This window comes from Lysinibacillus sp. UBA6686 (genome assembly GCF_002455205.1).
Taxonomy (GTDB): Bacteria; Bacillota; Bacilli; order Bacillales_A; family Planococcaceae; genus Lysinibacillus; species Lysinibacillus pakistanensis.
Genome location: NZ_DKJS01000045.1, coordinates 125,677 through 142,031, shown reverse-complemented (window position 1 = coordinate 142,031; position 16,355 = coordinate 125,677). Strand labels below are relative to the sequence as shown.

At 35.6% G+C, this 16,355-nt stretch carries 9 protein-coding genes; 2 read left to right on the top strand and 7 right to left on the bottom strand.

Features of this window, described 5'->3' with window-relative positions:
* Window positions 1-295: 295 nt before the first annotated feature.
* The gene (locus B2R82_RS11935) at window positions 296-2,053 is read right to left on the bottom strand and encodes an S-layer homology domain-containing protein (RefSeq protein WP_422655556.1); all 1,758 of its coding nucleotides are present in this window, start codon (window positions 2,051-2,053) and stop codon (window positions 296-298) included.
* Window positions 2,054-2,807: 754 nt separating this feature from the next.
* Between B2R82_RS11935 and B2R82_RS11930 the strand changes: the two genes are divergently transcribed.
* On the top strand, window positions 2,808-4,769 hold the full coding sequence (locus B2R82_RS11930; protein ID WP_286925068.1) for an S-layer homology domain-containing protein: 1,962 nt from the start codon (window positions 2,808-2,810) through the stop codon (window positions 4,767-4,769).
* Window positions 4,770-5,162: 393 nt separating this feature from the next.
* Here the strand turns inward: B2R82_RS11930 and B2R82_RS11925 are convergent, their stop codons facing one another.
* Complete coding sequence (locus B2R82_RS11925) at window positions 5,163-6,443, bottom strand: oligosaccharide repeat unit polymerase (RefSeq protein ID WP_286925067.1); 1,281 nt, start codon at window positions 6,441-6,443, stop codon at window positions 5,163-5,165.
* Window positions 6,444-6,789: 346 nt separating this feature from the next.
* Between B2R82_RS11925 and B2R82_RS11920 the strand changes: the two genes are divergently transcribed.
* A complete protein-coding gene (locus B2R82_RS11920; RefSeq protein ID WP_286925066.1) occupies window positions 6,790-8,715 on the top strand; it encodes an S-layer homology domain-containing protein in 1,926 nt (641 codons plus the stop codon).
* A 75-nt stretch (window positions 8,716-8,790) separates the two neighbouring features.
* Here B2R82_RS11920 and B2R82_RS11915 read toward each other — a convergent pair whose 3' ends face one another.
* From B2R82_RS11915 to B2R82_RS11895, 5 genes are all read right to left on the bottom strand, one after another.
* A complete protein-coding gene (locus B2R82_RS11915) occupies window positions 8,791-10,635 on the bottom strand; it encodes an N-acetylmuramoyl-L-alanine amidase (protein WP_286925065.1) in 1,845 nt (614 codons plus the stop codon).
* Window positions 10,636-10,823: 188 nt separating this feature from the next.
* Window positions 10,824-11,711, bottom strand: a complete 888-nt coding sequence (locus tag B2R82_RS11910) for a hypothetical protein (RefSeq protein WP_286925063.1) — start codon at window positions 11,709-11,711, stop codon at window positions 10,824-10,826.
* An 83-nt stretch (window positions 11,712-11,794) separates the two neighbouring features.
* Window positions 11,795-13,114 carry a sensor histidine kinase gene (locus B2R82_RS11905; protein ID WP_286925062.1) on the bottom strand — a complete coding sequence of 440 codons (1,320 nt, stop codon included), beginning with the start codon at window positions 13,112-13,114 and terminating at the stop codon, window positions 11,795-11,797.
* A gap of 81 nt (window positions 13,115-13,195) precedes the next feature.
* On the bottom strand, window positions 13,196-13,843 hold the full coding sequence (locus tag B2R82_RS11900) for a response regulator transcription factor (protein WP_286925061.1): 648 nt from the start codon (window positions 13,841-13,843) through the stop codon (window positions 13,196-13,198).
* Between the two features lie 386 nt (window positions 13,844-14,229).
* Window positions 14,230-16,155, bottom strand: coding sequence for an N-acetylmuramoyl-L-alanine amidase (locus B2R82_RS11895; protein WP_286925059.1), 1,926 nt, complete (start codon window positions 16,153-16,155; stop codon window positions 14,230-14,232).
* Window positions 16,156-16,355 lie beyond the last annotated feature (200 nt).

Below are 16,355 nucleotides of genomic sequence, written 5' to 3'. Positions count from 1 at the left end.
GGATTTTGAATTGTGCCCGCACAATTCATTCCTTTGAAAATCCGTGACATCTGCCAGAGGCTTTGGGCTAACATGATGTTGGTCACTCAGTCGTTGCCACAGGACGTGGCGTTCCTAGACTGAGTTCCGCTATTTCAGTAGGTGTTTGGACACCCAATGAAAAGGAACCAAATCCGCATTCATCTCACCACCTGTAGAGGTAGGAGTCTTCTACTGGATGAAGATAAACAAAAATAGCAAACTAGATATAGTGACTAGTTTGCTATTTTTTACATACAATGCCCTTCTTTAAAGACTATTTCCCTGGCTGAATGGCTCTATATAGGAATAATCCGAAGTGAGCGCGACTAATAGATTCATTTGGCTTGTACGTATTATCGTTATAGCCAGTTGTAATTTTATTTGCCGCTAACTGTTGAACATATGAGTAAGCCCAATGATTCTTCGGTACATCTTTAAAGTTAATGCTGCTTGTCCCATTTAATTTATAAGCTAATGCTACTACTTTTGCCATTTGTGCACGAGTCAAGGTACCATTCGGATCAAAGGTATTGTCACCTTTTCCACTCATAATACCTGCCTCTACAACTGCTGCAATCTGTTTATAGTATACGTGATTCGCAGGGATATCTTTCAATCCTGGATTTTTTACATTTGACGTATTTAAACCAAGTGCTCGACTAATAATGACTGCCGCATGTGCTCTTGTCAGTTTATCATTCGGTCTAAATGTGCCATCTGCTTGCCCTGTAATAATCTTATTTTTCGTTAAATATTCAATTTCCTTATAGTACACATAATTATTTGGAATGTCTTTAAATAAAGCAGCTTTTGCTACAGTTACCGTAGCCGCTTCACTTTTTGTTCCTAACGTTGCCACTATCTTACCAGTAGCACCTGGATTTTTAGCTGTAAACTTACCATCATTAGTAATGGTACCAATATCTCCTTCTACAGACCATTTTACCTGTGATGCATTGTAAACTAGAGGTTTGCCCTCGTCATCCTTTGCATCCATAGTAAATTTGACAGTATCGCCAGCGCTCACTGATTTTGATTTCGGCGCAACGCTCATTGTTGCTGCAGCATCTACTACTTTGACTTGGAATGATTGTACAGGTGAGCCATCATAGTTGATGTTAATACGATCATTGCCAGCTTTCGTTGAAGTATAATTCAAGCCGTTAATATTTAGAGTATTATTCTCAGATGTTAGCGATAATCGACCATCAAGTGGAAGTGTATTATAGTTTTCATCTAAAACATATTTTACTGCTATACTAGACGATGCACCTGCTAAAAGAGTTGCATAGTTTGTACTATTTGTATATTCAATTTTCGCTGCTTTACCAGTTGGTGCCGTACTTACAGCTTGTAATGTTGCGGACACAAGACGCTGTGTATTACCTGAATTAGAAGGTAGATTTGCTAATACAACATTATTGCTACCGTAGTTGCGAATACCCATTGTTGTTGAGCCGCCACCATCTAAGTTAATCGCTTGATCTACACCAANNCCAAGAGATACTAAATAGTTCGCAAGTTGAACCATATTCATTCCCTTACTATGACTTTGACGCCCATCAACTGTAATAAAATGAACTGTTTTCCCATTATTACTTGTAGCTACAACTGTTCGTGGTGCAACTTCTTTCGCCCGAGAGCTAGATGTGCTCATCATAATGTAAGGCTTATTATCTTTTACTAAATATGGACCACTTGCCATGATAAACTGTGCATCCTGCCAAAGCTTATCAATTGAGAAGTTAACACTTAGCTCATCTCCAATTGCTATTTGGCTTAGCTTCTTGTGCCAATCTCCACCTTGTAAAGATACTACGAATCCAGTCGCAGGAATGGATACCTTTTCCTTTGATCCGTAAGGTGTAATTTTAGTCACCTTTCCAGTTAACGTTTGTCCAAATTTATTTTCAGTAATTGGTTCACCCGTATCTACGACGATTTCAAAACCATATTCATTTGTATCTGTTGTTTTACTATAAAATTGTGGCGTATAAATAATTGATTCATAGATATTACGTTCACGATTCATACCTGACATTTCATAATTTGTACCGTTATGAGAAAGCGTGACATCAAAGTCAAAATAATCAATAACACCGCGTCCATCTGCTGCCATCCCAAATGCAGTAGGTACATTCATATATTGATCAGAGCCATTTGACACAGCCCCGCCATTTAAAATCACATTATTTTTTGCTAATAAAAATAATGGGTAGCCTTCAGACATATTAAAAAAGCTTGCATTAATAGCACCCACTACACGATTGCCTTCACGTGAAAGACGATTAGCATTTGCTGTTGTCGATTCTTTTCCATTGACTGCTGCAGGCATACCTAATTGTACTTCTGTTGTTGGATCACCTACATTAATTGCAATATGATTAATGGAATTTGTATAGGTATTGCTGTATGTATATTGTTTATACTGCACACCTTTCGAGAGCGGATAATCCTTTTTGACCGTTTGAGATGCATAAGCATTTAACGGGGTCATCACCATTGACAATAACACAACTAAAACTAGTAAATTTTTTGCTATTCTTTTCATTTTTTGCGCTCCCAAATAATTTAGAGCCCTCACTCTCCCCTCACATATTTTACTTCTATAACATTATCAAAAATATGCCAAAATAGCTATGGAACATTTATGCTATTTTCCAGTTTCATTTAATTGTAAAGAAAACTGTTTATATAGTCTCATTTTACGATTTTTCTAACATTTGACCCTTATCGCGACACTATAACTTTGTTAAAATGATGTAGAAGTTTAGGAGGGTAAAAATATGAAAAAACTATCAATCATAGCATTGCTCATGACTGTAGTTGGCTTGCTTTTTATGCAGCCACAGCTAGCATCAGCCGATGAACTGTCAGGACATGACCATGAACCGGGTCTTCGTTATTTAATTTCCAAAAATGCATTAATCACAGATGCCAAAGGAAGCTACCGTCCAAATGCCAATGTAACCCGTGGCGAATTCGCATCTTATTTAGCAAAGTCTATGAATCTTGAAGAAGCAAACAACATCGTATTTACTGATGTCCCAAGTACATATTTGTATGCGACAGATATTCAGCTCGCTGCCACGGCTGGAATTATTACAGGCTACAAAGATGGCTCATTTAAACCGAATGCAGCTATTTCAAGACAGCATATGGCGATAATGCTGGAAAGAGCAATAAACTTTTTAGAAATTCCAAAAGGTACTTCTTCTATTACCTTTAAGGATAACGCAGCAATTATTAAAGAATATCGCCAGGCAGTAGCTATAGGTGCTCAATTAGAAATCATTAAGGGCTCGAATGGTTACTTTATGCCAGAAAAAAATGCAACAATCGGTCAAGCGGCTACATTTATCCATCGATTAATGACACTTGCTGATGCAAATACTGGTAGCGGTGATGGTGGGGAGTCAAACTCTGGTGACCCTAACAGTGGTACTCCAAGCCCAGGTGAATCAAATACCACTAAGTTTGCTGTGAAGGAAATCTCCAATGGCACATTGGTTGGTAATCAAGAATTTACTACCTTTGATGCTGCCGAGAAGGCTATAACAAACAATACGCAGGTAATTGTTCAAAATAATAAAATTATGAAAATGTCCTCTGGCTATGTTGTGACAAATAATTATGTTGTCTTAAACTCAGAAACAATTAAGGATCAAATTGGGGTTGCTGGGGATACTGAAATGGAATATCTTAGCAGTGATGCTACGCAGGTGAAGGTTCGACTAGCAGGACAAGTAGGCTATTTAAAGCACGCAGATGTGACATTAATCCCATTTTCAATGAGTAAAGGTCGTTCTTACTATTCAAATGAAAATGGTGAAATTAAGCACACGCTTTACGATTACAAAACTAATAAGTATTCATCTAGCTATGTCTTCGGAAAAGCACCTTCCTTTATGAAGTCAGGCGAAAAATACTATAGCTGGGATGGTATCTTTTTCACAAATGGAGATGGCTCATCTAAGGGTGAGGCCTATAATTACTATCAATTTTTACCGGCTCGCGCTAAAACACAATATACAGCAGAGGAACTTGATGCGTATATTATGAACAAACTAGCGGAAGTGGAAAGCACAGGGATTACTCTCTATAAAGATGCTACAACGAAAAGTAAGCTTATTGGCTTAGGGCAAATATTAAAAGAGGTAGAAGAGAATTCACAAATTAATGCGCTGCTTATTTTATCACTTGCTCAGCATGAAAGTGCTTATGGTATGAGTAAGAACGCCCAAAACTTAAATAATTTATTTGGTTTATATGAATATGATACAAACCCACTAAACAAAAAATTTGATAGTGTTGCTGCAAATATCAGTGAGCTTGTTGAAAAGTTCCTTCAGCCAAACTACATTACTCCAGGGGGGTCTCCTGGAAGAAACTATGCTAATGGTGCAGTAGTTGGTTCAAAGGCTGTTGGCTTTAATGTGAAATATGCTTCTGATCCATTCTGGGGAGCGAAAATTGCAGGTCATTACTACCGTGCTGAAAAGGCTTTAGGCTTTAAGGATGCCAAAAATCCATATATAGTTGGTATCACAACGACTACTGGTTTAAATGTTCGTACAGATGCATCGACAAGCAATAGCCCACTATTCACTTATGCAAGAAGTGGTATGCCTGTTATCATTACAAGCTCTGCTACAAATGGCTGGTATGAAGTCCTTTCTGATAAGCTTCATTCAGGAACAGCTTTTATTAGTAAGGACTATGTACAGGTGATTAACACTGTAAAATAAAAGAAAAGTCGTCCTTCATGCAAGGGCGACTTTTCTTTTGTTGAAAAACTATTATATCGCTGACATGTAGTACTCTGTGGCAAAACGAAGCACACTACAGAAAAGCTTATAAATATAATAACTATTGGGCTCTGAAGATTGTTAGTCTATTTAGCACAAGTAGCCTTCTATCTAGCACAATTACGAGTCAATCATGCACTTTTTCTCATCACTTCAGCAACCCTCCCTCAAAAACAAAGATTTCCAAATGTATTCGACCCAAAAACTTTTGAATAAAACCCCTTTATTCATAAAGATTAAACGGTATAATTTTCCATACATCTCAAAAATATTGCTTGGGTAATAATTTTATAAAAAAAGATGCCTCAAAAAAATTTGAGACACCTTTAGATGTTAATAGCGAAGTTTTTTGTTTTCCGTTTTTATAATCGCTGAGGCTAATATCACAAAGCCAAGCATTAAAATAAAGATTAAATCTAGTAAGCCTGTGTGCATTGATACTGTAAATAAAGTAATAACAAAAGCATAGGCTACTGAGTGGAAGCTACGGATACCACCTTGCTTCACTTTATTATAAATAAGTGAAATTAGTACCCCATACAAGAAGAAGCCAATTGCCACAAGCAAATAACCACCATCTAAGAATAATTGGCCGATAAATGTCGGTGTAGTTGTTCTTGTTGGACGTGTGATATATTTACCTTCCTCAACACTTAGGGAGTTGACAACCTCGGTTACTCGCATACGTGGTGACACTTGCTCACCCGGTAAAATCGTACTGAAGATACCCCCATGAATTTCTCCATTTAGGTAACCTTCCTCCTGTGTATACTCCATAATTTTACTTAAAACAATATGACCAGTCACACTTTCACCATTTAATGAACGAATCCATTTAGGTGTTAAATTAACTTTTTGCTCCACAGTTAACAGCTTTTCTTTTTCTGATTCGGTTAATTCTACATCTGGCTGTTCACGGCTATTAAATTCCTTCGTTGTATCCTCAGTTAAAACACGGAGGAAGCCGAACATTGAAAATACTACACCAATCACCAATAATGCAGTCAGGAACCATGTCAGTTTCACACGCTTTACAACATAGTGGAAAATAATAATACCTGTAAATAACATGATAATTAGTGGTGTACGATATCCCATTAATAAGAATAAGAACATAACACCAGCGTAAATGGAACCATATATTAAAACTTTCTTCCATGACATGTGCTTTTCTAATATCATTTTATAGGATAATAGCAATAACACACCAAACCATAATAATTGGGCAAAGAAGTTTAACTTTGGATTGAGGTTACGTCGGTTGGATTCATCAGCAATTCCTAATCCCCCACCAAAAATCATTAAAAAGTATGACGCTAGACCAAGTAATGTTAAAAATACAATGAAATGAACAACATACTTCCCAAAGAAGGATAAACCAAATGATGGGATTGTCCACTGCAATTTATCAATAATAAAGACCCCAATATAATAGCAAGCAATCGCTAAAAGTACCGCTGGCCAAATTGACACACGTACATTAAATAGTTCAAATCGATGGAAATCAAAAAGACTTGTAAAGAAATAGAGTACTAATATAAAAGGTAAAAAGAAGTACGGTGAAAACGTATCAATCTTGTTGACCTTTTCAAAAGTTTGTTTCAGTTTATTCATAAATGTCATACATCTCAGTAGATGTGATTGCCCTCCTCTATCGTGAATCATCGTTGTGTAATTCTTTCATTTTCTATACAAAACAAAGGTTATTATATCATAAATACAGGTAGACTTATAGAAAGGAATGAATGTATTTTATATGAAATTATTCGATCATTTCTCTATTTGTCCAAATGGGAATTAGAAACCATTTTATAATATATCCATACTTTCTTTAATTTAAAAATAGCAGATGAAAATTTTAGAAAAGAGCCAAATATTAATGATTCATCCATTATTTAGATGTATGATGAGTAATAGTCATGCACGTTGATGTAATATACAAATAAAGGATGTGGATTTAATGAAGAAATTATGCGTTTCATTTTTCTTACTTTGTACTTTTATAGTGATTGCTTCCTTATCACCTACGGAAGCAAAAGCAGCACAAAAAATCGGTGTTGTTTTTTCAGAAAGCAGTGAAAAATATGCGAATACAACACACCCAGGTGGTACATATAAAGGACAAGCTGTTTCACCCAAGGTAGATTATAGCTCTACTTATAATAAAGAATTAAAGGCTTTTCTCCTCTATCAGCAACAGGGCTTTCAAGTAGAAAAAATTTATGAGAAGGACCTAAATAATCTAGAAAATTTAAGTCAATATGACGCAATCGTCTTCGCTCATACAGTTATGATGAATCATCAGCAACGTGAAAATGTAAAAATGTACATAAGAAATGGTGGCGGTGCCATCTTTGCATTCCAAACAGCACGGAACGAATCTACTAAATTTCCTAAGCCAGGTCAAATGGATCTTTCTCCTTTAATTTATGATGTAAATTCATGGGTTATGGAGTGGGATAATTTAACGGAGGTCTTCCATTCACGTTTTATTGACGATATTATGCTTGGAAATTCAACAATAAGTAATGTTAATACCGTTCATCCCATTATTCAACATACAACAAAAGAGCTTGGCAAAAGTAAGATTAGTCTTACAAAAACAGATCAAGATTGGGTGGAAATCATAAAACCTTGGCAAGGTGGGTCTGCAACACCTCTATTATATTTCTCAGATTATAATAGTACAGATAAACCGAAGACTATGAAAAAAAATGAATTTGGTGCAGCACATGCTATCGAATATGGCAAAGGCCGAGTCGTTCAAATCGGCTTTAAAATCTATGATTATATTGATATAGATACGAAAGCAGATTGGCAGGATAATGAAAATGGGACTGCCTATTCAACAACACATGGCGACAAAGATGCCCAAGTATTTATGAAGCATGCTTTAAATTGGGTATCCGAAAATCACAATGGTTTTGTTCCACGTCGTTATAATCTGTCACTATACTCTGATAGTGTTCAAGGTTATGTAGCTCCGTCCGGAAAGTTTGTTTTCTACTCTACTGTCACGATTAAAAATAATGGCAATGTGCCAGCACGCGGTACCTTGCAAGTAGAGATTTTAGATGCAAACGATAAAGTCGTAGGCAAAGGGCATGAACGCTACATACCCGGGCTAGCTGCAGATGCTACAACAAATAATGCTGATCAAAAAGACATCAGTTCTCACACAGAAAAATATCAAATTTTTATGCCTGGTAATTTAGCTGCTGGAACATATACAATACGTACATCCTTTATAGAAGGGCGTGATGATCGTAAAAATGCTGATGAAAAATATGCTACGATTGCAGAAATTAAAACGCTCACACGCGCAAAAGGTTCCAATAAAGCAACAATTGCGGCTGCACCATTCTTCCAGGATGTAGCCAAATCGAATGGAGCTTACTATGATATTAAAAATTTACAAGCATTAGGAATTGTCAAAGGAAGTAATGGGAAATTTAATCCACAGGGTACTTTGACACGCTTACAGGCAACAGAAATGATACTACGAGCACTAAATATTCCTACTTCAAGCTCAGCTGCATTAAATGCCCAAGATATTAAAGCAGGTGATTATGGCTATGCCGTATTAGCAACAGGCGCACGCTATGGCATTATTACTTTAGAGGATGGCAAAATAAATGCTCATCAGCCAATGACTCGAGCTGCTATGGCAAGAGCACTTGTTAATGGCTTCAAGTTGCAGGGAATTGTAGAAATCACCTTTTCAGATGTACCTAATGCTCACGCCTATTTTAAAGAGATACAAGCACTTTATGCACTCGGCATCACAACGGGCTATGCGGATCACACATTTAAACCAAATGCTACTGTGACACGTCAAAACTTTGCTCAATTCATCAATAGAACACTTCATGCAAATTCGAAATAAAATAGGATAAGTAAGTCTTTTTAATAAAACGAATAAAAGCTACAACGTTTATCTAGCGCGTTGTAGCTCTTTTTCTCATTGTTTTGAGTAATATTCCACAATACCCTTGTAGATAGATTCAGCAAATAGTTCAATATAATGATCATCTGTCAATTTAGCGCGATCTTCACTATTTGTTAGGAAGCCTAGTTCAACTAGAATAGCTGGAATAATTGTGTTGCGAATTACATAGAATTGTTCATTTTTGACGCCTCGGTTCTTCATCTTTAAATCATTAACAATTTGATTGTTCACAAATGTCGCAAGATCAATACTCTCTTGCTTATCCCCTGATGTCATCGCATAAAATGTTTCAGTGCCATTTGCAGTAGTATTATTTAAAACAGAGTTCGCATGGATGCTGACAAAAATTTCACCATAGTTCACATTTGTAAAATCTACTCGGTCTGGTAATGTAGGATACACATCATCAGTACGTGTCATTAAAACATTGGCCCCTGTTGCAGCTAATTTTCGCTCCACCAATTTACTAACCTTTAATACAATATCTTTCTCATAAATGGTACCGACAGTATTACCAGAATCCTTGCCACCATGTCCTGGATCAATAATGATAACCCGATCTTTTAAGGGATGATCGCTTTGGTTTAATAGCTTTATATAGGATTTATGAATATATCCTTCTTGCCCTTTATAAGTAACCTGTGCCCAATAACCATTAATCCTATTTACTTGAACATATTCGCCCTTTCTCAGCTTACTTACAACCGTAGAAGTAGCGTTTGCTTCTTGACGGATATTTAAATTATCCACTGTTGCGCGGCCTAATAGGTCACCTGAAACGGATGGTGGTGTTGGATTTGGATTAGAAGGGTTTTCTACTACAGCATCCTCTGTACTATTCATCACAATATAGCCAGGTAAATCATTTACTACAGTTAAATAGTAGCCATCTACCGTCTTATAAACTGGCAATGTCACTTTACTATCTACAGTCGAAATTACCTTTGAAGAAGTTGTTGGCTTTACATAAAGATTTATATTTTGTGTTGTAGTAACCTGCTTTTGAACATCATTTCCTAATGCGTTACCATCTGCATCTAAAAATTGTGTATATGTTTTATAAATATAAGCAAAGGAGCCTTTATTTGAAACCTTTAACCAATCTCCTTCAACCGCATGGACTGAAAGTATACCACCTTTATGGGCTGTACCTACAATATTAGCAGCAGATGAAGTGTCTTTAGATTTACGAATATTTAATCCATCGGTTGTCGCAGCAACTAATCCAATAACCTGTGATGCATCAGGTGTAGCCATACCTTTTACAGGTACATCTAAGCGATATTTTTCATTTTTTGCTCGCGCTACAAATAACGCAAATTGTTTACGTGTCACCTGTTCGTTTGGATTATATTTTTGATTACTCCCCTTTGTGACACCGTTATAATAAATCGTATTTACATATGTAACGTATGGATGGTTAATACTAACGTCCATAAAAGGAGAATCGCTATTTTCATACTCACTTGTATCAAGCTTAAACGCCTTCGTTAATACATAACTCATTTCATCACGAGTTAAAGGTTTATTCGGTAAAAATTGTCCTTTTGTATTTGTTTGAAAGAAGCCGAGCTGTACAGCACGTTCTACATAGCCTGAAAGCTCCGAGCCAGCTTTTACATCTGAGAAGCTTGATGTATGAACAACTAGCGGTTTGTTGCCCGAAGCTACAACAACCATTTTTGCCGCTTGTCCACGCGTTACGTTATTATTAGGTTTATAATACATTTTACCTTTTTCCGTATATCCTTTAATAACACCTAAATTCACTAAATAATTAATCTCTTCAAATGCTTCATCTTGTTTCGGAATATCTACAAAAACACCACTTGCTTGTGCACTATGTACAGTAAACATAGAAATAAATAAGATGCATAGTATAAAACTAATCCTTTTGAGATACAATTTCTTAATTCTTCCCTTCTGTTTTACTGTTCATTTTAGTAAATTTCAATAATCTTGTTGTGCTATCGTATTTATAACAAAGTACGATAGCACTACTATTGTTATTTATCTTTAAAACGTTTTCCTTTATTTAAACTAGTTTAGTCTTTTATTTCCAACAGCATCGGCCCTTCTTCTTCAAATTTCTTTCGCTGCTCTTCTGTAAAAATTACTTCTCTAGTATTCAGTTCTTTTAATTCTTGCTCTATTTTCTTTTCATGTCGCTCCGTTTCCTTCATCCAGCTGTCATAGCCCACCTGAAGAAGTTCTTTATTATGTCTAGAGAAAACGATTTGCACAGCCTCACCTTTATCAGACCTTACACGGAAGAAAATGTCCGCATTTTTACCCCCTTGTCTATCTTCTGAATACCCTTGTCCGCTATACTCAACAACTGTTATTTTACCAGATAATAATTGATATTTTTCTACTGCCTCTTTTGCTAAAATTTGATATTCCTGATTATTCTTTAATAGATTTTTATCCATGCCTGCACTAATTTTTGCTTTATGGTAAACCCACTTTGCTATTAAATGATTTTCTCCTGTTACTGCATCTAATTGAAATGCATATGACAGCATATCATTGATTTTAACATTTGCTTCCCATGTAGCACGTTGCAGTGTCTCATTGTTTACTGGATTATACGTCATTTCTACCGTTTTACCATTCAAATCAAGTTTGAAAACCTTCCACAGATTTTGGCTCGCAAGCTCTGCTGCCTCTTCCATCTTCATGTCGTTTACAGTCGGTTTGTCTTCTCCAACGAACTTTATTTTATAATCTTTTTTTACATAATCCTGTGGTACGCTTTTACTTCCGATTTCCGTATAAGATACATTATAGCTAGTAGGAACCATCTGCGTTTTTCCAATTTCAGCCGCCTTAATTGTTTGATTAATGCCACTAAACACCATTGTAGTTACAGCTATTGCTCCTACAGATCCTAGTACAAGCTTCTTCATTTCATTTTTTTTAGCCATTTTCATGTCATTCTCCTTCTCATTTGTATGGTGTGATCACAGTTATGAGTATATAGACAGAAGGTTATCAAACTATCATGAACTTATTATTAACTTGTAAAAATTACTTTAGCTGTTGTCCCTTTACCAATTTCCGATGAAAAACTTAGCTCTGCTTCATGATTAATCGCAATTTGCTTGCAAAGCGTTAAACCTAATCCTGCACCTCCAGCAGAGCGACTTCGAGAAGAATCTACCCGGTAAAATGCTTCTGTTATATGATTAAGATGTTCCTTGGATATTCCTTTTCCATTATCTTGAACAACAATTACCTTATGTTCATTCTCTATATAGGCATTTAGTGTAATCAATCCACCTGAACTACAAGCTTTAAGCGCATTATCGATTAAATTAACTAGCAGAATATGCATGAGATCTGCGTCACAAAACAGTGTATTAAAATGATACTCATAGGATATCTCGATCTGTTTTTTCTTTGCTTTCATAGATAAAGATTGCTCAACATCATGAATTAGCTCGCTCATTTCAACTTTTTTCCGTTCACTTTCGCTTGTGCGAAGAGTTGCCATCTCCAGTAATCGATTAGCAATATTTTGCAGTCTACGGCATTCAGACATTATATAATTTGTTGCAAAAATTCTATCCTCTTCAGTACGAACGATCTTCTGAATATATTCTGCATAGCCATAAATCGATGTTAAGGGTGTTCTAAGTTCGTGAGCTAAATTATCAACAAACTGTTGCTTCTGTTCCGCTGCAATAGCAAGCTGCTGCATCTGACTTTGTATTTCTTCAGCCATATGATTGAAACTTTGTGCCATTTCAGCGAGTTCATCATCTCCTTTAACCTCAATCCTTTTTCCATATTGCCCGTTTGCAATACTTTTAGAAGTAGACGAAATGAGCTGCAATGGCTTAAACACACGATTCAGTACAAATAATAAAGAAACTGCTAGGAATCCACAGATTAGCATCCCAATTAAAAACAGCGAAACTGTCATTTTGTTCCATGAAGAAATAACATCAGATACATTATAAAAATAGGTAAGTGTATAGGAATCATATGGTGCCGGCAGAGTGCCTACCACTCTGATGTACTCCTTATCTGCAAGCTTTTCAATCGAAACAAGCCTTTCACTTGTTTTAATAGTTTTAGGGATTTCAGGTAGTTCATAGGACTCTTCTATTAAATCTGCATAAAGTTGCTTGTTCTCCTTTGAAATAGTCAATATCACTTTTTGTTTACTATAAAAATTAAAATAAGAGCGATAAAGAGATTCCAATCCATTATCGATAGAAAGACCTCTATTTTCTAATGCATTTAAATCCTTTGCATACGAAGATGCGATAAAATAATGCTCTCTTAGACTGCGATCTTTAGAACTTTCCAGATTGCTTATAAGCGTCATTGCTGAAATGAGTATAATTCCACTGTAAAAAAATAAGAGAAATAGCATAAGTGTGAATAAAAAAGTCTTTATTTTCATATTTTACACTTCCAAACGGTATCCCATTTTATAGACAGTTTTAATTCTAGATTCTAGTTTTAGTTTCTTTCTTAGCTTTTGAATATGAACATCTACTGTTCTTGTATCTCCCATATAATCATAGCCCCAAGCAAGCTCCAGCAACTTATCTCGTGATAATGCAATATTACGATTATTTACCAATACCTCCAGCAAATCGAATTCCCTCGGCGTACATTCAACTAGATTTTTATGAAGGAATACTTGTCTGCTTTTAAAATCGATTTCCACACCATCTAATTCAAAATTTCTTTTTTCTTTGTTCGTGCGTCTTAATAATGCTTCAACTCGAGCCAACAGCTCCAGCATCTCAAATGGCTTAACAAGATAATCGTCTGCTCCGAGAGTCAGCCCCTTTACCTTATCTGACAAACTGCTTCGAGCTGTCAAAAAAATAGTAGGCGTCCCCTGAATCCGCTGAAATACTTCAAATCCATCAATCTCTGGAAGCATAATATCCAACAATACAAGATCTATTTCTTGCTGTGCAAGCTTGTCCATCGCCTCCATTCCATCAAAAGCAGAAATACATCTATGTCCAACTGATTGAAGATTTCTTTTAATTAGCTCATTGATTGGAATTTCATCTTCAACAATTAAAATGGTTGCCACCAGAATCACCTCATCATTAGCATAGCATTTCTATGTAATAGAGTTGTAAAATCCTTAAAATAATGGGATACAGCCGTACTAAAACACTTCAGAAGAAACAATATCCGAAAACCAAACAGAATTAAGAATCAAGGACCATCGTGGGAATCTTTCTGTATCAACAAAATTTGAGGAGGTGCCTTTTTAGAATCCTTGAAACTTAAAGGATTAAATTATGAAATTAACTCGTATAATGCAAAGTTCATATCAAATAATCTGCTTTTTTAACATCACTACATTTATAGTATCTAGAAGTTTTATTATAGGAAAATTCTCTTGACGGAATTCCCAAAACCTCTGAAATCAAAAAGAGCTACATCGTTCGTAAACAATGTAGCCCTCTATAATTATTGTTTTGAGTAATATTCCACAATACCCTTGTAGATAGATTCAGCAAATAGCTCAACATATTGATCATCTGTCAATTTAGCGCGATCTTCACTATTTGATAGGAAGCCTAACTCGACAAGAATAGCTGGAATATTCGTATTAGCAATTACAATGTATTTCATTTCTCTGACCCTACGATCTTTCATATTTACATTTTTAACAATTTGATTGTTTACAAATGTCGCAAGATCAATGTCTTCCTCATACACATCACCTGGTGTTTTAGCGTAGTAGGTTTCAGTACCTTGTGCAGCAGTATTATCTGCGTAATTAGCATGGATACTTACGAAGATCTCACCATAATTAGTATGTGTAAAGTCAACTCGACCTTCTCTTGTAGGATATGTATCCCCTGTACGAGTCATTAGAACATTCGCTCCTGCTGCCTCAAGCTTTTGTGTAACAAGAGTGCTGACCTTTAATACAACATTTTTTTCTGCAATAGTACCAACTACAGTTCCAGGGTCATTGCCGCCATGACCTGGATCAATTATGATAATTCGATCTTTTAATGGATTACCATTTTGATTTAATAGCTTTATATAGGATTTATGGACATACCCATTTTGACCTTTGTAGGTTACCTGTGCCCAATAACCATTCACACTATTTACTTGAACATATTCACCTTTTTTCACCTTATCTACAATTGTAGAAGTAGAGTTTGCCTCCTTTCGGATATTTAAATTATCCACCGTTACTCGACCTAATATATCACCTGAAACTGATGGTGGGGTCGGATCTGGTGTTGGTGTTGGATCTGGAGTTGGCTTTGGATCTGGTATAGAAGGCTTTTCTACTACATCCTCTGTACTATCTGCTACGATATAGCCTGGTAAACCGTTTACTACAGTTAAGTAGTAGCCGCTTACGGTGTTATAAACAGGTAATTTCACTTTACTATTAATAGTTGAAATAACGTTTGAAGTAGATGTTGGTTCTAGGTAAAGATTTATATTTTGTGTCGTAGTAACCTGTTTTTTAGCATTTCCTAATGTTTTGCCATCCATATCTAAAAACTGAGCATATGTTTTATAAACATAAGCATAGCCGCCATTAGATGAAACTTTTAACCAGTCCCCTTCTATTGCATAGACTGCTAATTTACTACCTTTATTCACTTTCCCAACAATATTATCTATAGTTGAAGAATCTTTTGACTTACGAATATTTAAGCCGTCAGTTGTAACTTGAATAGTCCCTATAATTGCTGAATTATCAGGAACAACTACTTCTTTTATCGGCAAATCTAAACGATACTTATCATTTTTTGCACGTGCTACAAATAACGCAAACTGTGCACGCGATACCTGGTCATTCGGATTATATTTTTGACCGCTTCCCTTCGTAATACCATTATAATAAATAGTATTAATATATTGATTGTAAGGGTGTGTTGTTTTTACATCAACAAAAGGAGAATCAATTTTTTCATATTGACTTGTATCAAGCTTAAATGCCTTTGATAATACATAACTCATTTCATCACGAGTTAGGGGTTTATTTGGTGAGAATTGATCCTTCGTATTTGTTGCAAAGTACCCTAGCTGTATAGCACGTTCCACATAACCCGAAAGCTCCGTACCAGCAGTTACATCGGAAAAGCTTGATTTTTTTACAGTTAGTGGTTTATTGCCTGAAGCAATTACAACCATTTTGGCAACTTGTCCACGAGTTACCTTATTATTAGGTTTATAATAGGTTTTTCCTTTCTCTGTATACCCTTTGATAACACCTAATTTAATTAAATAATTGATTTCTTCATAAGCCTCATGCTTAGAAGAAATATCCTCAAAATTGCTGCTAGCACTTACACTATGTATGGTAAAAAAAGTTGATATAATTAAAATACATAACATAAGACTAATTTTTTTAAAATACAATCCATATTCCCTCCTTTTTATTTGCCTCGTTCATTTTTCGAACTATGGATTTAGTAAAAACAAAGAGTTTTAACCTCCTTTTATTAGAACGATATATCTCTACCTTTTGTTACATAATTTCGTAATTTTAACAAAATTTATTTCTAATTATATAAGAAAAAACTACATTGTTCTACTTTTGAACAATGTAGTTTTTATTG

What these genes read in the sequence shown, in the direction of transcription:
- B2R82_RS11925 (WP_286925067.1), bottom strand. Translation starts at nt 6,443, where the DNA reads ATGAATAAACTGAAACAAACTTTTGAAAAGGTCAACAAGATTGATACG.
- B2R82_RS11930 (WP_286925068.1), top strand. Translation starts at nt 2,808, where the DNA reads ATGAAAAAACTATCAATCATAGCATTGCTCATGACTGTAGTTGGCTTG.
- B2R82_RS11920 (WP_286925066.1), top strand. Translation starts at nt 6,790, where the DNA reads ATGAAGAAATTATGCGTTTCATTTTTCTTACTTTGTACTTTTATAGTG.
- B2R82_RS11910 (WP_286925063.1), bottom strand. Translation starts at nt 11,711, where the DNA reads ATGAAAATGGCTAAAAAAAATGAAATGAAGAAGCTTGTACTAGGATCT.
- B2R82_RS11905 (WP_286925062.1), bottom strand. Translation starts at nt 13,114, where the DNA reads ATGACGCTTATAAGCAATCTGGAAAGTTCTAAAGATCGCAGTCTAAGA.
- B2R82_RS11915 (WP_286925065.1), bottom strand. Translation starts at nt 10,635, where the DNA reads ATGTTTACTGTACATAGTGCACAAGCAAGTGGTGTTTTTGTAGATATT.